The 17,396-nt window shown below is 60.1% G+C and carries 16 protein-coding genes; 8 read left to right on the top strand and 8 right to left on the bottom strand.

Annotation, left to right across the window (positions count from 1 at the left end; translation table 11 throughout):
- Positions 1 to 88: 88 nt before the first annotated feature.
- Complete coding sequence (gene parA, locus HPQ64_RS12195) at positions 89 to 736, bottom strand: ParA family partition ATPase (RefSeq protein ID WP_172888783.1); 648 nt, start codon at positions 734 to 736, stop codon at positions 89 to 91.
- A 607-nt stretch (positions 737 to 1,343) separates the two neighbouring features.
- Here parA and HPQ64_RS12190 point away from each other — a divergent pair.
- Genes HPQ64_RS12190 through HPQ64_RS12180 form a run of 3 tightly spaced genes read left to right on the top strand, consistent with a single transcriptional unit; the run spans position 1,344 to position 5,112 of the window.
- Entirely contained in the window at positions 1,344 to 2,393 is a 1,050-nt protein-coding gene (locus HPQ64_RS12190; protein ID WP_246270694.1) for an ABC transporter substrate-binding protein, read from the top strand.
- Positions 2,394 to 2,443: 50 nt separating this feature from the next.
- Positions 2,444 to 3,439 carry an ABC transporter ATP-binding protein gene (locus HPQ64_RS12185; RefSeq protein WP_172888782.1) on the top strand — a complete coding sequence of 332 codons (996 nt, stop codon included), beginning with the start codon at positions 2,444 to 2,446 and terminating at the stop codon, positions 3,437 to 3,439.
- Positions 3,436 to 5,112: an ABC transporter permease subunit gene (locus tag HPQ64_RS12180; protein ID WP_172888781.1), complete on the top strand. Its 1,677-nt coding sequence runs from the start codon at positions 3,436 to 3,438 to the stop codon at positions 5,110 to 5,112. The genes HPQ64_RS12185 and HPQ64_RS12180 overlap by 4 nt, the downstream gene beginning before the upstream one ends.
- Before the next feature lie 217 nt (positions 5,113 to 5,329).
- On the opposite strand, the gene rpsI is transcribed toward HPQ64_RS12180, so the two are convergent.
- The 3 genes from rpsI to HPQ64_RS12165 all read right to left on the bottom strand — a co-directional run bounded on the left by rpsI (position 5,330) and on the right by HPQ64_RS12165 (position 6,910).
- Positions 5,330 to 5,806: a 30S ribosomal protein S9 gene (gene rpsI / locus HPQ64_RS12175; RefSeq protein ID WP_172888780.1), complete on the bottom strand. Its 477-nt coding sequence runs from the start codon at positions 5,804 to 5,806 to the stop codon at positions 5,330 to 5,332.
- Between the two features lie 2 nt (positions 5,807 to 5,808).
- On the bottom strand, positions 5,809 to 6,273 hold the full coding sequence (gene rplM / locus HPQ64_RS12170) for a 50S ribosomal protein L13 (RefSeq protein ID WP_172888779.1): 465 nt from the start codon (positions 6,271 to 6,273) through the stop codon (positions 5,809 to 5,811).
- Positions 6,274 to 6,484: 211 nt separating this feature from the next.
- Positions 6,485 to 6,910 carry a PaaI family thioesterase gene (locus HPQ64_RS12165; protein WP_172888778.1) on the bottom strand — a complete coding sequence of 142 codons (426 nt, stop codon included), beginning with the start codon at positions 6,908 to 6,910 and terminating at the stop codon, positions 6,485 to 6,487.
- Positions 6,911 to 7,047: 137 nt separating this feature from the next.
- On the opposite strand from HPQ64_RS12165, the gene HPQ64_RS12160 reads away from it, so the two are divergent.
- From HPQ64_RS12160 to HPQ64_RS12150, 3 genes are all read left to right on the top strand, one after another.
- Positions 7,048 to 7,881: an enoyl-CoA hydratase gene (locus tag HPQ64_RS12160; protein WP_172888777.1), complete on the top strand. Its 834-nt coding sequence runs from the start codon at positions 7,048 to 7,050 to the stop codon at positions 7,879 to 7,881.
- Positions 7,878 to 8,423: a CoA-binding protein gene (locus HPQ64_RS12155; RefSeq protein ID WP_172888776.1), complete on the top strand. Its 546-nt coding sequence runs from the start codon at positions 7,878 to 7,880 to the stop codon at positions 8,421 to 8,423. The genes HPQ64_RS12160 and HPQ64_RS12155 overlap by 4 nt, the downstream gene beginning before the upstream one ends.
- 63 nt (positions 8,424 to 8,486) lie before the next feature.
- Positions 8,487 to 9,770 carry an O-acetylhomoserine aminocarboxypropyltransferase gene (locus HPQ64_RS12150; RefSeq protein ID WP_172888775.1) on the top strand — a complete coding sequence of 428 codons (1,284 nt, stop codon included), beginning with the start codon at positions 8,487 to 8,489 and terminating at the stop codon, positions 9,768 to 9,770.
- A 53-nt stretch (positions 9,771 to 9,823) separates the two neighbouring features.
- On the opposite strand, the gene HPQ64_RS12145 is transcribed toward HPQ64_RS12150, so the two are convergent.
- On the bottom strand, positions 9,824 to 10,912 hold the full coding sequence (locus HPQ64_RS12145; RefSeq protein WP_172888774.1) for a COX15/CtaA family protein: 1,089 nt from the start codon (positions 10,910 to 10,912) through the stop codon (positions 9,824 to 9,826).
- A 162-nt stretch (positions 10,913 to 11,074) separates the two neighbouring features.
- On the opposite strand from HPQ64_RS12145, the gene HPQ64_RS12140 reads away from it, so the two are divergent.
- Complete coding sequence (locus HPQ64_RS12140) at positions 11,075 to 11,287, top strand: DUF2842 domain-containing protein (RefSeq protein ID WP_246270693.1); 213 nt, start codon at positions 11,075 to 11,077, stop codon at positions 11,285 to 11,287.
- A gap of 9 nt (positions 11,288 to 11,296) precedes the next feature.
- On the opposite strand, the gene HPQ64_RS12135 is transcribed toward HPQ64_RS12140, so the two are convergent.
- Positions 11,297 to 12,397 carry a polysaccharide deacetylase family protein gene (locus tag HPQ64_RS12135; RefSeq protein ID WP_172888773.1) on the bottom strand — a complete coding sequence of 367 codons (1,101 nt, stop codon included), beginning with the start codon at positions 12,395 to 12,397 and terminating at the stop codon, positions 11,297 to 11,299.
- 117 nt (positions 12,398 to 12,514) lie between these two features.
- Here HPQ64_RS12135 and HPQ64_RS20710 point away from each other — a divergent pair, with 117 nt between their 5' ends.
- A complete protein-coding gene (locus tag HPQ64_RS20710) occupies positions 12,515 to 13,702 on the top strand; it encodes a GNAT family N-acetyltransferase (RefSeq protein ID WP_172888772.1) in 1,188 nt (395 codons plus the stop codon).
- 123 nt (positions 13,703 to 13,825) lie between these two features.
- Here HPQ64_RS20710 and HPQ64_RS12125 read toward each other — a convergent pair whose 3' ends face one another.
- Both HPQ64_RS12125 and HPQ64_RS12120 read right to left on the bottom strand, forming a co-directional pair.
- Positions 13,826 to 15,433, bottom strand: a complete 1,608-nt coding sequence (locus HPQ64_RS12125) for a DUF1254 domain-containing protein (RefSeq protein ID WP_246270692.1) — start codon at positions 15,431 to 15,433, stop codon at positions 13,826 to 13,828.
- Positions 15,434 to 15,517: 84 nt separating this feature from the next.
- Positions 15,518 to 17,134 (bottom strand): DUF1254 domain-containing protein, encoded by a 1,617-nt coding sequence (locus tag HPQ64_RS12120; RefSeq protein ID WP_172888770.1) that lies wholly within the window; start codon positions 17,132 to 17,134, stop codon positions 15,518 to 15,520.
- Between the last annotated feature and the right edge of the window lie 262 nt (positions 17,135 to 17,396).

Genomic DNA, 17,396 nt, shown 5'->3' with positions numbered 1-17,396 from the left:
CTCGCCAGCCCGGGACCACGCTTCCACCCCTTTACTTTGGCCTCTGGCTCGGCGGGCGCTGTTTTCTTGAAACAGCGCCCCACAAACCTCAATCTGACAGCAGCCGCGCAAGGATTTCCTCGGCAAGGGCCGCGGTTTCCGCGCTCGCCTTGCCGGATGGTTCAGTCTCGATCACCGTCTTTCCCTTGCCCATGCTTGCGGCATAGGCGGTCCTGTTGCCCACTCTGGCGTCGGCAAGCGGAAAAGAACTCTCGGTGATCGCGGCCAGCATTTCCTGCGTGAGCGCGGCGCGCGGCGGCACGCGATTGAACACGAGCAGCGCCGGTGTCCGTTCACGGTCGGCAATATCGAGCGTGCGATCAGTGGCCCAGAGATCGACAGGTGTCGGCTGTATCGGCACAAGCACGAGATCCGCGATCTCTATCGCCGGCTTGACGTCCGAATCCGTCTTCGGTGGGGTATCGACGATGACGATGCCATGATCGCGCGCAAGGTTACGCGCCTCGCGCCGCGCGCCCCAACCGCTTGAGGTGCGAAAGCTCAGTCCCGTTCCGTTTTCGCCAAGCGTTTCCTCCCGCGTCTCGAACCAGGAGCCGAGGCTTCCTTGCGGATCCACGTCGAGGATCGCGACAGGATAGTCGCCGCGCCGCATCAGGGCGACGGCAAGATGAGCTGCGATGGTGGTTTTCCCAGAGCCGCCCTTTTGCTGGGCGATTGTGATTATTTTACCGGACATGCGCTTTGCCTCCGCGCGCATTGTTGCACCGCAGCATTACTTGCGCAAGTAGTCCTGTTTACGAATTCTGGGCGTTCACTCGCATTCGACAGGCTTTCGCCACAGCTTTCCCTGTAGGCTGCGCTTACCATTCCGGCGAGAGCCATGATATGGAACGTGTTTTCCTGGAGACCGACACGGTGGCCAAGGTCGCTCCTTGTCCCCGGATTATCTGGATTGCGAAACTTCCGATGAAATTTTGTCGGGCAATCCCGACAAGCAAAGCATCGCGGATGTAAATGCTCGAAGTGTGCGGCATTTCCTTCCGCTTCGCTTCTATTCGGAAACAATTTTGGCCTTTAGCGCCTGGAAACGTTAGAATTTCACAACAGTCTGGAATAACCGCGAATATTGGTTCACAGTCCGGCATCTGGTAGAAATGACAGTAAGTCGACTTTAAACCGGAAATGAGGGGACGCCTAAATTCGACCGAAGTGTGCTTATCAGCAGGTGCCGGTACCTCCGGCTGCGAAAGCAACACGCCGAGTAAAAAATCCAATACGAAATAAATGAAAAGCGGCGTGCCGGACTGCGATGTGGAAAATACATTCCAAAGGGAGGAATTATCATGGACATGACCAGCGTTCAGCGCCCTGCACTCAATTGTATTACGCGACTGGTTACCGGCGTGTTTGTCGGCGCAGCTCTTCTCTTGGCTGTTCCAGGTATTTCGCAAGCTGGCAAGATTACAGTTTACACGTCGTATGAGGAGGATGAGCTAGCCGCATTCCTCGAGGCGATGAGCAAGGACTTGCCGGACGTCGAGGTCGATGTGCTGCGTCTATCGACCGGTGATCTCAGGGCCCGCATGCTGGCCGAGGCCGACAACCCCAAGCATGACGTCATTTGGGGATGGGCGGCGACTTCGATGGTCGATCCCCGCATTCTGGAGATGCTCGAGCCCTATTCACCGGCAGATATCGACAAGGTGCCGGCGCGTTTTCGCGACAAGGACGGCTACTGGTTCGCCACCACGGGCTACATGGGCGCGTTCTGCGTCAACAACGAGGAAATGTCCAAGGATAACCTCGCGATACCATCGTCGTGGCAGGACCTGATCAAGCCCGAATACAAAGGCAAGCTCGTAATGCCGAATCCGGCGAGCTCCGGCACCGGCTATCTGCATGTCGCCTCGATCCTGCAGATGATGGGCGAGGAAGATGGCTGGGCCTATCTCGACGAACTCGACAAGAACATGGACCAGTACATCAAGTCCGGCTCGAAGCCCTGCAACGCGGCAAGTGCCGGCGAAAATGCGATCGGCATTTCCTTCGCCCTGCGCGCCATCAAGAACATAGACGAGGGTTATCCAATTACCATGGTAATCCCGAGTGAAGGTGCGGGCCACGAGCTGGAAGCCAATGCGCTCATGAAAACCTCGCAGAACAAGGAAGATGCCAAGAAGTTTCTTGACTGGTCCGTCTCCAAGGGCGCCGAGGCCGAGTACAACAAGTGGAAGTCGATCGTAACGATGCAGGGCCGGGACATGCCGGAGAAATTCAAGAATGCGGGCCTGCCTGACGACATTTCCACGGTGCTGTTCGAGGTTGATTATGCCTGGGCCGCGGAGAACCGCGACCGCATCATTACCGAGTGGCAAAAGCGCTACGAGAAGTAAAATAATCGGCGGGGCGGCACGGGCAGCCCCGCTTGCCATTGGGGGGTTCCATGTTCCTGAGCCTGCGCGGCGTCACCAAGCGCTTCGGCTCCGTTTTGGCGGTGGATCACGTCGACCTCGACCTTTCCGAGGGCGAATTCGTCTGTTTTCTCGGGCCGTCAGGCTGTGGCAAGACGACCTTGCTGCGTCTCGTCGCCGGTCTGGAGACACTGGACGAAGGCGAGATCCTGCTCGAAGGGACCGACCTTTCCGGGCTTCCGGCGCGAAAGCGCAATTTCGGCGTCGTTTTCCAGTCCTATTCGCTATTCCCCAATCTATCGGTCGCCCGCAACATTGCCTATGGGCTCGAATGCCGCAAATGGGAGAAGGAGAAGATCAAGGCGCGCGTCGGCGAGATGCTTGACCTTGTCCATCTCGGCCAACACGCGGAGAAGCATCCGCACGAACTTTCCGGCGGCATGCAACAGCGCGTCGCGCTTGCCCGCGCGCTCGCACCTGAGCCTGCGGTGCTCCTGCTCGACGAACCCTTGTCGGCGCTTGACGCCAAGGTGCGTGAATCCTTGCGCGGCGAGATAAGCGAATTGCAGAAGCGGCTCGGTATTACCACCATCATGGTGACGCACGATCAGGACGAAGCGATGGAGATGGCCGACCGCATCGTCGCGATGAATCGTGGCCGGATCGAGCAGGTCGGCACTGCAGAAGAGCTATACTGGGAACCTGCGACCCGCTTCGTGGGAGAGTTCATCGGCCGCATAAACATGCTCAACAGCCCGCAGTTGCGTGCCGGCTTCGACGGGTCGGCGGGCGAGGCAGCGCTGGCGATCAGGCCCGAGCACGTGGTCCTGTCCGAGGGCGGGGCGCATAGCGGGAAGGTGCGCAAGGTCGCTTTTCTGGGCAACACCATGCGGCTCGGCGTGGAGGCCGGAGGCCAGGAAATCGAAATCGAGGTCCATGGTCGGCGCAGGCGCATGAACGTGGGCGACACAGTAACATTCGACCTGCCCGTCGATCGGGTAAGGCGGCTTGCCGTATCGTCGCAATGAGCGTCTTATCATCAAAGGCGCGGGCTTCCGCCCTACCTGACTCGGACCGGTTGTTCGGCGTCTTCACGGTCGGGGCGACCGGTCTCCTGCTCGTCACCTTCGTCCTGGTTCCGCTGTGGGCGATCTTGAAAAATTCCTTCGTGACGCCGGAAGGCATCGGCCTCGACAACTTCGTGCGCTACTTTACCGATGCGCGCTTCGTCACAGTCGTCGGCAACACGTTCGAAGTCGGCATAAGCGTGACGCTGACCACGCTGGTGCTTGCGTACGGGTTTGCCTATGCGGTTCAGCGCACCTGCATGCCATTCAAGGGCGTTTTGAGAATTATCGCGCTGCTGCCGGTGTTTTCGCCATCATTGGTGCAGGCGCTGGGGCTGCAGTTCCTGCTCGGCCGCAACGGGTTCGTCAATCGCACATTCGGCACGGAAATCGACATCTATGGTTTCTGGGGCATTTTCATCTCGGATACGGTCTATGCGTTTCCGCACGCCTTTTTGATCCTGTCTACAGCGCTCGCGGTCGCCGATGCGCGGCTCTATGAGTCGGCGGAAAGCCTGGGAGCCGGACCATGGCGAATTTTCCGGACGGTGACGCTGCCAGGCACGCGTTACGGAATAGCGTCGGCAGCCTTCGTCGTCTTCACCATCGTTATCACCGACTTCGGCAATCCGGTCGTTATCGGCGGGAACTACTCCGTGCTTGCGGTGGAAATCTATAACCAGGTTTCAGGTCAGGCGAATTTCGCCATGGGGGCGGTGATCGGCGTGCTGCTTCTCCTGCCCGCCGCGCTTGCCGTCACAGGAGAGAAATGGATTGCCCGACGGCAGTTCGCCTCACTGACTTCGCAGTCGGTGCCGTTGGTACCGCGACCGAACCCGGCGCGTGACGCGGCCTGGTTCGCCTATTCGGTGCTCGTGGCGCTGGCGATCCTTTCACTGGTCGCCATTGTGATCTACGCAAGTTTCGTCAGGCTTTGGCCCTATAATCTCAGCCTGTCGCTGCGCCACTACCAATTCGACGTGCAAAACGGCATCCAGCCCCTGTGGACGAGCATTTCCGTGGCGATCCTCACGGCGCTTCTCGCAATCGTCTTCGTAACCGGCGCGGCGTATGCCAACCACGCATTTCCCATGCGCGCAAACCGCATTCTCTATTTCCTGGCGATCCTGCCCGCCGCCGTGCCGGGCATGGTACTGGGCCTCGGATACATCCTTGCTTTCAACACGCCCGGCCAGCCGGTTTACTGGATCTACGACACGATCCTTATTATCGCGGTGTGCAACGTCTATCACTATCACGCGCAAGGATTCCTGCTGGCGACCACCAACATAAAGCAAATCAGCTCAACCTTCGACGAGGCATCGGCGACGCTTGGGGCGACCAAGCTGAGGACGGTGTGGCGGGTGACCCTGCCAATGATCTGGCCGACCGTGCTGGCGGTCGGCGTATTCTTCTTCATGCGCGCCATGGTCACGCTTTCGGCGGTGATCTTCCTGATCACCCCGTCAACGCAACTTGCCGCTGTTTCGGTGCTCTATCTGGATGACCGCGGCGCGCTCAACCAGGCGGCCGCCTTCGCTGTCTGCATAATGGCGACGGTTGTCGCATTTCTCGTTCTCACACAGCTTGCATTGCGCCTCGCAGGCATTCGCGGCGTCAATCTGGTGCGTTGATATCCAAGGACATCACAAAGGTCGAAAGCGCACTAAATCCTGTTTTCGTCCTATGGCGCGCTGCTTGACCGCCGCACCCAAAAATTTTTCAATAAAGTACAAAAACAACAGCCGCCATCTCCAGTGCGTCCAACGGCTTGCCTTTATCTTGCGATCAATAAAAAAGGGCCGCGAAATTCGCAGCCCTTTGAATTCTCGTATATCCCGAAGCGTATGATCAACGCTTGGAGAACTGGAAGCTCCGGCGCGCCTTGCGCTTGCCGTACTTCTTGCGCTCCACCGTACGGCTATCGCGCGTCAGGAAGCCGCCCTTCTTGAGCGGGCCGCGAAGGTCCGGCTCATAGTGGGTCAGCGCCTTGGCGATGCCGTGGCGCAGCGCGCCCGCCTGGCCGGACAGGCCGCCGCCCGTCACGGTCGCGACGATGTCGTACTGGCCGTCACGATCGACGACGTAAATCGGCTGCTGCAGGATCATCTGCAGCACAGGGCGCGCGAAGTAGGACGTGAAGTCCTTCTTGTTGACGAGGATCTTGCCTGTGCCGGGCTTCAGCCAGACGCGCGCGATCGCGTCCTTGCGCTTGCCGGTGGCATAGGCGCGGCCCTGCGCGTCGAGCTTCTGCACGTAAACCGGGGCTTCCGGCTCGCTGGTGCCGACGGCATTGCCGAGTTCTTCGAGGGACTGCAGCTCAGCCATGATCAAAATGCCTTCCAGTTCTTCGCGCTCTTCGCCTTGAAGTCGACGACTTCCGGCGACTGGGCTTCGTGCGGATGTTCGGCGCCGGCGTAGACCCGGAGGTTCTTCAGCTGGCGGCGGCCGAGCGGCCCGCGCGGGATCATGCGCTCAACGGCCTTTTCCAGCACGCGCTCGGGGAAGCGCCCTTCTAGGATCGCACGCGCCGTGCGCTCCTTGATGCCGCCGGGGTATCCCGTGTGCCAGTAGTACTTCTTGTTGTTGTACTTGCGGCCGGTGAGCACCACCTTGTCGGCGTTGATCACGATGACGTTGTCGCCGCAGTCGACATGCGGGGTGTAGGTCGCCTTGGTCTTGCCGCGCAGAGTGTTGGCGATGAAGGCGGCCAGACGGCCAACCACAACGCCCTCGGCGTCGATCAAGATCCACTTTTTGTCGACCTCGGCCGGCTTGGCGGAGTAGGTCTTCATGGGGTTTGATCCATAGGTTCAGTTGATGAAACCGGTTGAGGCGCGCCTTGACTGGCGCTCACGGGTCGCCCCGTCCTCTCAAGGCAGGGGTAATACGGCGGCCCGCGCGCGGCGTCAAGCACAAAGATTCAGGTGCATCATTAATTTATTTAATTATTTCAATGTCTTATAAATTCGGTAATATATTACCACACAAATGCACTCCGTTTTCTCACCTCGGCGGGATGGAATAGGTCACCGTCGCGTGGGCGACGAGGTCCGGCCCCGCCTCGCTCCTGATGCCGCATTCGGTGATCGCGAGCCGCTTGCCGAGCTTGAGGAGCGAGCATTCGGCGATAAGCGCGCCCGGCTCCGGCTTTCGCAGGAAATTGATGTTAAGGTTCGTCGTCACGGCAAGGGCCACCGGCCCGATATGGCCGAGAATCACGACATAAGCCGCAAGATCGGCCATCTCCATCATGGTGGGGCCCGACACAGTGCCGCCGGGGCGCAGGTGCCGCTCATTTGCCGAAAATCTGAGGCTTGCCCTGCCCGGCTCGATCGACGTGAAGGAATAGACCCTGCCCCGGTCGTGGATCTGCGGGAACTCCCGATCCAGAAAGTCGGAAATTTCGTCGATCGTCATGACCGGCTGCATAGACGCCCTCCTCCGCAATTCGTCATACCTTTGCCTAAGGTCGGAAATCGCATACTGCAAGTCGGCTTTTTGGCGGCTATCGAAACCGTCTGCATCTCATCTATAAGGGACAGAGAGAAATACCACGGAGGAACGCCATGACAGCCCCTTACAAAGGAGCGCAGGCTCCCGCAAACGACCTGTCACCGCCCGTTGGCGAAAGCCTGGAAAACGGCATCCTGACGCTCACCATGCAGCGGCCCGAACGCAAGAACTCGCTTTCGGAGGAAATGATGGCGGGCCTTCAGGCTTCTCTGGAGGCGGCTGCGGCCAACCCGGACGTCAAGGTCGTGGTAATCCGCTCGACGGGCAATGTCTTTTGCGCCGGCCATGATCTGAAGGAGATGACGGCGGCGCGCGCGCATGACGACCGTGGCCGGGCCTATTACGTGGAGATGATGGGCCGCTGCTCCACGCTCATGCAAACCGTCGTCCGCCTGCCGAAGCCGGTCATCGCCGTGGTGGAGGGCCTTGCGACGGCAGCCGGCGCCCAACTGGTTGCTTCCTGCGATCTGGCTATAACGACGGATACCGCCACCTTCTGCACGCCGGGCGTCAACATCGGGCTTTTCTGCTCCACGCCGATGGTCGCGCTTTCGCGCAACGTGTCGCGCAAGCAGGCGATGGAGATGCTTCTGACCGGCGAGACGATAGACGCCTCCACCGCCAAGGAATTCGGCCTGATAAACCGCATCGTGCCGAAGGATTATCTGGAGCCGGTGGTGAAGAAATACGCGGAGACGATCGCTTCCAAGTCGCCGCTGACGGTGAAAATCGGCAAGGAAGCCTTCTACAACCAGGCGGAAATGTCGCTGTCCGACGCTTACGACTATTGCGCGAACGTGATGGTGGAGAACATGCTTGCTCGCGACGCGGAAGAAGGCATCAACGCTTTCCTGCAAAAGCGCAAGCCGGAATGGACGGGCAAATGAACCACGACAGTTATACGGACGCATATATCCGCGGCATCCTCGACGAGGTGAAGACCATCGCCATGGTGGGCGCCAGCGCAAACCCCGTGCGCCCATCCTATTTCGTGCTGAAATACCTGCTCGCGAAGGGCTATGACGTCATCCCGATAAATCCGGGCCAGGCGGGCAAGGAAATTCTCGGCCAGACGGTTTATGCCTCGCTTTCCGACGTACCTAAGCCGATCGACATGGTGGATATTTTCCGCGCATCGGAAGCCGCGGGCGGGGTCGTGGACGATGCGTTGAAGCTCGACCCGAAGCCGAAGGTCATCTGGATGCAGCTCACGATCCGCAACGACGCGGCGGCGGCGCATGCGGAGGCGGAAGATGTCAAGGTCGTGATGAACCGCTGCCCGAAGATCGAATACGGCAGGCTTTCCGGCGAGATCGGCTGGACGGGGGTGAATTCGCGCGTGATCTCCGCAAAGCGCCCTGCGCTCAAGGCCGGCTTCCAGCATCGCGGCTTGCCGGGTATCAACTCGCGCGCAAATCAGAAGGGCTGACGGAAATCATTATTTCCGATACGAGAACCAATAATTCCAGCGACCAAATAAGGGGGAAAGCGCATGACCGACCGTATTCCTGGTTTTTCGACGCTCGCCATCCATGCCGGCACACAGCCTGACCCGTCGACGGGCGCTCGCGTCACGCCGATCTACCAGACGACATCCTTCGTCTTCGACGACGTCGATCACGCCGCCTCTCTCTTTGGGCTACAGGCCTTCGGCAACATCTACACGCGCATCACCAACCCGACGACGGCGGCTCTCGAAGAGCGCGTGGCAGCGCTTGAAGGCGGCACCGCGGCTCTTGCTGTGGCTTCCGGTCATGCGGCCCAGCTTCTCGTCTTCCATGCGATGCTTCGTCCGGGCGACAATATCGTTGCCGGCAACAAGCTCTACGGCGGTTCGATCAACCAGCTCAATCACTCCTTCAAGAGCTTCGGCTGGGAAGTGAAATGGACCGAGGCGACCGACCCCCAGAGCTTCGCCGACAAGATCGACGAAAACACCCGCGCGATCTTCATCGAAAGTCTTGCCAATCCGGGTGGGGTCGTCACCGATATCGAGGCGATTTCGGCCATAGCGAGGGAAAGGGGCATTCCGCTCGTCGTCGACAATACGCTGGCCTCCCCCTATCTCTGCCGGCCGATCGAGCATGGCGCTGATATCGTCGTTCATTCGCTGACGAAGTTCATGGGCGGCCATGGCAATTCCATGGGCGGCGTCATCGTCGACGGCGGCACGTTCGATTGGTCTGCGTCCGGCAACTATCCCATGCTGTCGGAGCCCCGGCCCGAATATTCAGGCATGGTCCTGCATGAGACATTCGGCAATTTCGCCTTCGCCATCGCCTGCCGGGTCCTTGGCCTGCGCGACCTCGGGCCCGCGATCTCGCCGATGAATTCATTCCTGATCCTGACGGGCATCGAAACCCTGCCCCTCAGGATGCAGCGCCATTGCGACAGCGCGCGCAAGGTGGCGGAATATCTCTCCACCCATGACAAGGTGGAGTGGGTTTCCTATGCCGGCCTTGAGGGCGATCCCTATCATTCGCTACAGCAGAAATACATGCCCAAGGGCGGCGGCGCGGTGCTCACCTTCGGTGTCAAGGGCGGTTATGACGCGGGCGTGACACTCGTTTCCAACGTGGAGCTGCATTCGCATCTCGCCAATATCGGCGACACGCGCTCGCTCATCATCCATCCGGCTTCCACCACCCACCGCCAGTTGACGGACGAACAGAAGACGGCCGCCGGCGCGGGGCCGGATGTCGTGCGTCTTTCGGTCGGGCTTGAGGATGTGGAGGATATCATCGCCGATCTGGAGCAGGCGCTCGCGGCGGTCTGAAGAATTCAATCTGAGACAAATTCGAGCCGGGCAATACCCTTGCCCGGCTTTTTTCACGTTTCGACGCGCGATTTTCCGGTCAGAACCGTCAGATTCACCGCAATCGCCAGCACGATGACCGCCATCGCCTGATGCAGGAGCGCATAGTCGAGCGGCACATGCTTCAAAAGCGTGGCGATACCGAAAAGCACCTGCACCAGCACCGCCGCGGCCAATGTCGCCGCCGGCATGCGCAGTGTCACAGCGTCCTTGTCGGCGAAAATCCTCACCGCCTGCCAGAGCACGGCCGCGGCCACCAGATAGGCCACCATCCGGTGCTGGAACTGCACCGTCATCACGTTCTCGAACGCGTTGAGCCAAGCCGGTTCCATGACGAAAAGCCCGCCCGGGATGAATTGCCCGTCCATCAGCGGCCATGTGTTGAAGGTAAGGCCGGCGTTCAGCCCCGCCACGAGCCCGCCAAGGAAAATCTGGAAGATCACAAGGGCGAGTGTCGCCCTTGCGCCGAAGCCATGTTTGCGCGTCGCCTCTATCGTCTCTGCGGGCCGGCTTTCCGGGGCAAGCTTTCGCGCAAGCCAGAAGAGATAGGCGAAGATGACGATCGCCAGTGTCAGATGCGTGGCGAGCCTGTATTGGCTGACGTCGGTGCGCTCCACAAGGCCAGAAGCCACCATCCACCAGCCGACGGCCCCTTGCAATCCGCCAAGCAGAAAACCCGCCACGAGCCTTGGCTTCAGCCAGGGCTCCACCTGTCCCCGCGCCCAGAACCAGACCATGGGAACGAAAAAGGCGACACCGATAAAGCGGCCGAGCAGGCGGTGCGCCCATTCCCACCAGAAGATGAACTTGAATTCCTCAAGGCTCATCCCCTTGTTAATGAGCTGATATTCCGGGATCTGGCGGTATTTGGCGAATTCCTCCTGCCACTCCGCCTCACCGATCGGCGGGATCACGCCGTGGATCGGTTTCCATTCGGTAATGGAAAGTCCGGATTCGGTCAGCCGCGTCGCCCCGCCCACGACGACCATTGCCAGGATCAGCAGGCATACGCCATAAAGCCAGAGCCTGATCGCGGCCCGGTTGCGTATATCGGCGCGCGTGCCCTTCGATGTGTTTTCGATCTCGATGGCGGATGCCGTCATATTCGCTTTTCGCTTCGGGTTGGCTTGCACTACGCCCCGTTATAGGCCAGTGGTCGCCATTGCAAGGGCTGCGTTCGCAGTACCTGCTGCGGCAATTCGCACCATCCGGCAAGGCTCATATGCCGTAAAGACTGCGAAAACACGATTGGAAGCAGAGAAACTATGTTGCCCCCTCGCCTTCGTAAATTCATCGGCATGATCGTCCTCGTCGTATTTGTGACGAGCTATGCGCTGCTTGCGATGGTTATCGGCGACATTACGCTCCAGCAGTCATCCACGCTTACGCGTTTCACCTATTTCGCAGTTGCCGGGCTCGTCTGGGTCATTCCGGCGGGAGCGATCATCTGGTGGATGGAGCGCCGCCCCAAGGCCTGAGCACGCCTTTCAAACCGCCTCGCGCGGTGCGGAGGCCACCCCGTCGTCACGAAACGTCAAATGGTCCTTGGCTTTCCGCCATGCGTGGTAAATCGGAAACGGCGCTCCGGTAATATATTGCGAAACGACTGTCGGGCTCTGGAAATGACCGTTTAGCGAAATGCGCGGCAGAGCAAATTTCTGGAGACCTTTCGTCATCATGCCGGGGCGCGTGGTCAGCGCACAGTCGAAGCCGAAACTCCCGATCACCTCGGCACTTCTGCGGTCCACCGCCGCCTCGTATCCATAAGGGTAGGCAAAATGGCGTGGCGAAATCCCCAGTTCCGCCTTGAGCCGATCGAGGCCAAGCTGCACGTTTTCACGCATCTCGTCTTCGCCAAGCCGGGCGAGCGCCAGGTGGTCGTGGGTATGCGCGCCGATTTCGGTCAAGGGATCTTCGGCGAGGCCGGAAAGCTCTGCCCAGTCGAGGATAAGCTCTTCCGCAAGCCCCTCCATGTCGACGCCATAAGCGCGCGCCATGCGGCGGATTTCAAGGCGTTGCGCCGCCTCGCTCATGTCATGGGCAAGCCATAGCACCGCCCGCTTGTAGGCGGCGCACTTCTCGGCCTTCGTGCGCGTCGGCAGGCGGACCATGCGCGCACCCAGCGGCATGTCGAGGTAATCGGCCTTTTCCAGAATACGCTCCAGCGCGACCCACCAGATTTCGGAGGTGCGGTCGACAAAGCCGGTCGCGACGAAAATCGTGAAAGGCGCCCGGTGGCGCTTCAATACGGGATATGCATGAACGAGGTTGTTGCGATAGCCGTCGTCAAAGGTAAGAACAGCGAACCTGCGGTCGCACTGCTCGTCTTGCGTGCGCCGCATCGCCTCGTCGAGCGAGACGAATTCAAGACCCGCCTGTTTCACCTGTGTGATGGTGCTGTCCAGAAACTCCGGGGTGACGTCCAGATGGGCATTCGGGCGGAATTTGTGGGCTTCGCTGTCGGGCAGCACGTTGTGCAGGGTGAAGATCAGACCCTTGCCCTGCGTCCATGGCGCCATCAGCCGTCCTGCGCCGGACAGCGCGAGAAAGCGGCAACCTCCGGCCAGCAGTCTCCGGCGAAAATCCATCTTGCGATAACGCCCCGGTCTAACGTCGTTATATTCCGGCATCTTACGCACGGTTTCTTTAGAGTTCCTTGCTAGAAACCGGGAACAGATCGAAGGGGTCGCCCCGGGGGCAGCGCAGTGGCAAAGCCATCATTTGCAATTTCCACCGAACACGAGCCGGGCCATACGTCCCGGGCTCCAGACATTTACACCTTTCGTTCGGTTGGAAACGCGGAATCCGCGTGGCGCGAGCTGGAGGCCCGTGCGTCGGGCTGCCTCTACAACTCGTTCGACTGGCTTTCATCCTTTCAACGGACCATTGGCGAGCGAAACGGCGTTGCTCCGCTTTTCGTCATGGCGGCCGATGAACACGGTCCGGCTGCCGGCTTCGCGCTCGGCATGGAAAATCGGCGAGGCGTCCTCGTCGCCCGCCCCCTCGGCCACGGTTTCGGAAACCAGAACACAGGCCTTTGGCGGCCCGACGCTGTGGACAGGCAGACCGGGCGCTGCCTGCTTGACGCGATGAAGCTTGAAGCGGGGAAATCTGGCGCCGATTGTCTCGACCTGCGAAACATGGCCTGCGTTATCGACGGCAGGCCGAATCCTCTTCTAGCCGGAAATGAGCCGCAAAGCTTCGTACCCCTTTACGCAATGGCGCTGGAGGCCGAATTCGAGGCGCTTTACCGCAAATGCCGCAGTTCGTCGGCGAGGAAGAAGCTGAACGCCAAGGAACGAAAGCTTGGCGAAGCGCCGGGCTTCCGCGTCTTTCGCTCTCAAGACGGGCAAACGGCAGCGTATCTCCTTGATGCCATGATCGCCCAGCGAAGCGCGCGCGCGGCCTCCAGCGGTATTCCGAACGCTTTTGCAGGAACTGCGCCGCGTGATTTCCTTCTGTCGCTTCTGCTTGCTTCGATCGAAGACGGTTCGGATCGCTTCACCATTTACGCGCTTGAAGCGGAAGGAAGGGTTCGCGCGACCTATCTCGGCGGCGTGCATGGAAATTGCTACTACGCTTACGCCAACAGCATTGCCGAGGACGACTTCGCGAAATTCAGCCCCGGCGACGTTCTTCTGAAAACGCTTATTCGGGAAATGTGCGAGGCCGGAATGGAAAGGTTCGATTTCGGCGTCGGTGCGGAGCGTTACAAGGCCGCCTGGGCGCAAGCCGAACCGCTGTCGGACATCGTCATTGCGCTCACCACTCGCGGCCGGATTTATTCGGTGGCCGCAAACGCAAAAACCGCATTGAAGCGAACGATCCGCGAAGATCCCCACCTCTGGTCGCTTGTCCGCCGGGCCCGCGCCTTGCGTGCACGTTTGGCGTGACCGACCTCGATGCCCGTCGTCCCGACCCGCGTGTGCCGCGAAAGCCGGAAGCGGGCGCATCGGTCGCGGGTCGGCACGTTTTGCCAGGGCATGGGCAGATTCGGCGTCCAATGAATCTTCCGGTCAATTCACCATCTCGATCTCACTGGGTCGCCAGCTCTTGTCGAAGAAGCTCTGAAGCGGGCTGTAGAGCCTGAGCAAAATAAACCAGCCTTTGTCAGGGTCGGTCTGGATCCAGTTGCCGCGCGCCACGCCTTCCGGCTGCTCTGGGCCGAAGTAGACGGTCGTGGACCCGTCGTCGGCGGCTTCGGCGGCCGGTGAGGGGTAGCTCTGGCTGCCGGCGCGCGGGTACTTCTGCGCGGTCGCCAGCATCGAGCGGGTCTGGTTGTCGTATAGGGTGAACGACCAGAATGCCGCCGCCGGAATACCCTTCGGCAATGTCACCTTGTAGGTCCTGGCTCCGTCGAAATAGTTGCCGTTCGCATCCTTCATGGCCCCCAGATATTGCGAGCCCACATTGGTCAGCCTCATGACCATCGCCGGGGTGATGCCGGTTGCGATGTAGAAGAATGCGGTCCGCGCGCTCATCTGGCGATAGCCGGTCGGGGGAAAGGGCTTGGCGCCTTCGCGCGTGATCTCCGGCGGCGGGGTCTCGAAAAGGTAGCCGCCCGCGAAAAGCGGGTTCCACCACTGGGAGCCCTCGTAATAGTACACATCCGGATCGCGCGGGTCGAAACCGAGCGTGCGGCTCGTCGCATTCGCCAGTGCTATCGCTTCGGTCAGGATTTTTTTCATCCGCTCGTCCGGCGCGAAGTCCTTTCCCTTCCTGATGCCGATGGCGGCGATCGGCCCCATCAGTTCGGGATCGAGCGCAGTCGCCGGTTCGGCCTGCACCAGGTCGTTCAGCATCTCGTAATAGCTGTAGTCGCTCGGCGGGACGGTGTTGATCGCGAGCCCTGTGCCCTCATGGAAGACCGGAGCCTTGGGCTCGGCGTCCCGTCCCAGCATGACGCCGCCTTCCAGGAATCTTGCGATGGACATGCCCACCCCTCCGGGTGCATAGGGGTAGATCTTGGTCGTCGCCTTGATCTGCTCGACCACCGGGGCCGGATCGTCGTTTTCCAGAAAGGATCGGCCCAGCACCAGCACCCGGTTGGTCCTGGAATGGGCGACGTTGAATTCGCCTTGCGGCAGATAGCCGTCATAGCCGGGTCCAACGAGCAGATATTTGCCGCCTTCGCCGCGGTCCGGTCCCGGCCGGCCGAAATCCGTCACCCAGCGGAACCACATGTCGTCGATCGTGCCGAGGGCCCCTGGAGGCGTCTCCAGCACCATCGGCCCGTCCGACAGGTTGATGAATCCGAAATAGTAGACGGTATCCGCATTGGCGGTCAGGAAGATGGAACTTGCATCCATAAGCTTCGAAAAGAGAACGAGCTCATTGTCCTTGACGTTGGCTGTCGCGAGCCCCTGGCGGATCGCCTCGACGCTCACCCCCTGAAACGCATCGGTGAAAGCGCGAAAGGCATAGGTAAAGTCGAGGTTGTCGTAAATCGCGGCCGCGGTATCGGCGCTCGGTGTTCCGTCCTTGAAGTTGAGCGTGCCGATCCGAGTTTCGACGCTGTCGGGCGTGGAAATCGAGCGCAGCGTTTCCTCGGAGACTTGAGCCGAGGCGATGGGAGCGGCCGCGAGCGCGAACGCGGCGGCAAGGGCAACAGTCGATATACGCATTGTCGGTCGAACTCCATCCATTGATGAAAGAGAAGAGAAGAGAAGGGACGCGAGTCGGGCAGATCACGGCCTTCCCTGCAAAAATCAGTTCACCACCTCGATCTCGCCCGCTCGCCAGCTCTTGTCGAAGAAGCTCGGCAACGGGCTGTAGAGCCTGAGAATCGTGAACCAGCCCTTGTCGGGGTCCGTCTGAATCCAGTTGCCACGCGCCACGCCATTAGGCTGTTCCGGTCCGAAATAGACGGTGGTCGAGCCGTCGTCTGCGGCTTCTGCGGCCGGTGACGGGTAGCTCTGGCTGCCGGCTCGCGGATATTTCTGCGGCGTTTGCAGCATCGAGCGGGTCTGGTTGTCATAAAGGGTGAGAGACCAGAACGCGCGCGCCGGAATGTCCTTCGGCAGCGTCACCTTGTAGGTTTTCGCGCCGTCGAAGGGCTCACCTGTGGCGTCCAGAAAGCCCATGAGATACTGCGAGCCGACACCGGGAATACGCATGATCATGCCCGGCGAATCCAGCGTATAGGCGTAGTAGAAGGCCGTGCGGGAATCGAGCGTGCGCGCGCCGGTCGGCGGATAAGGCTTGAACATGCCGTCCTCGAAGGCCGGGGGTGGCGTCTCGAAAAATGCGCCGCCTTCGAACAGCATGTTGCCCCACTGTGAATCCGGATAATAAGCCCAGTCCGGGTGGGAAAGCGCAAAGCGCCAGTTGAGGGCCCGGCCCGTCGCGCTGCCGACGGCGGCCGCATCGGAAAGGATATTTCTCATCCGCTCGTCGGGCTTGAATTCCTTGCCGTGCGCGATGCCGATCGCCGCAAGCTGGCCCGCAAGCTCGATGTCGTAGCTCGTCGCCGGTTCGGCCTGCACGTTCTCGTTGATCATTTCAAAGAAGCCGAAGTCGCTCGACGGGATCGTGTTGAAGGCGAGATGGCTGCCTTCGATGAATTTCATCTCCGGAATTTTCGGCTCCCCGGCAAGCTTCACCTTGCCTTCCAGCGCCTCGGCGATGGAGGTGCCGTAGCTGCCGGGCGCGTAGGGGTAGATCTTCAGGTTCTTCTTGATGTTCTCGACGGCGGGTTTCGGATCGTTGCCACCTTCGATGAAGGCACGGGCGGCATAGAGCACGCGGCGGGTCCTGGAATGGGCGACGAAATATCCGCCCTCGGGCAGCGGCCCGTCGTAACCCGGTCCGACAAGCAGATATTTCCCGCCAAGGCCACGGTCGGGGCCCGGGCGACCGATGTCGATTACCCAGGAAAACCACATGTCATTGATGGTGCCGAGGCCTTGCGGAGGTTGTTCAAGCACCATCGGCCCATTCGAAAGGTCGATCACGCTCATATAGTAGACGGTGTCTGCATTCGCCGTCAGGAACAATGACTCCGAATCCATAAGTTCGGAGAAGATCACCGCGTCGTTGTCCTTCGCCCCGATACTCTCGATCCCCTTGGCGATCGCCAGCGCCGAAGCGCCGCGAAAGCTGTTGTTGTAAACGTTGAGGGCGCGGGTAAACGCCAGCGTGTCGAACACCTTCCGCGCGGTGTCCGCCGTCGGCGCGCCGTCGTTGAATTCCAGCGTGCCCGCGCGCGTCTCCACCTTGTCGGGTGCGCCGAGGGATTTCAGCGTTTCGGGAGAAACCTGGGCGCCCGCCGTAGTGGCGAAGGCGGCAGACAAAACCAACCCGGCAAGCCCGGAAAGATACGACATGACAAACACCTCAGCGAAAACACAGGATAGATTGAACTTACGTAGAGTTTTTTTATTTAGTAAGAAAATATATCGGCATCATCGGTTTCTAATGTCAAATATTTGATGCCATATTCTATAACTAATGAATATTTGAAATCTCTAATTGAAAGCGATTACCTGCACTCGCGTCCGCCTCGCGGCGAAACATGCCATCTATATGGATTCGGGGGCACGAACTTCCAGCCAATCGGCATGGAGCGAGGCGCGGCCGGTGTCGGTC

Origin of the sequence: Hongsoonwoonella zoysiae (genome assembly GCF_013266695.1) — a bacterium.
In the GTDB taxonomy this organism is placed as follows: domain Bacteria; phylum Pseudomonadota; class Alphaproteobacteria; order Rhizobiales; family Stappiaceae; genus Hongsoonwoonella; species Hongsoonwoonella zoysiae.
This window is presented reverse-complemented; position numbering and strand designations above follow the sequence as displayed.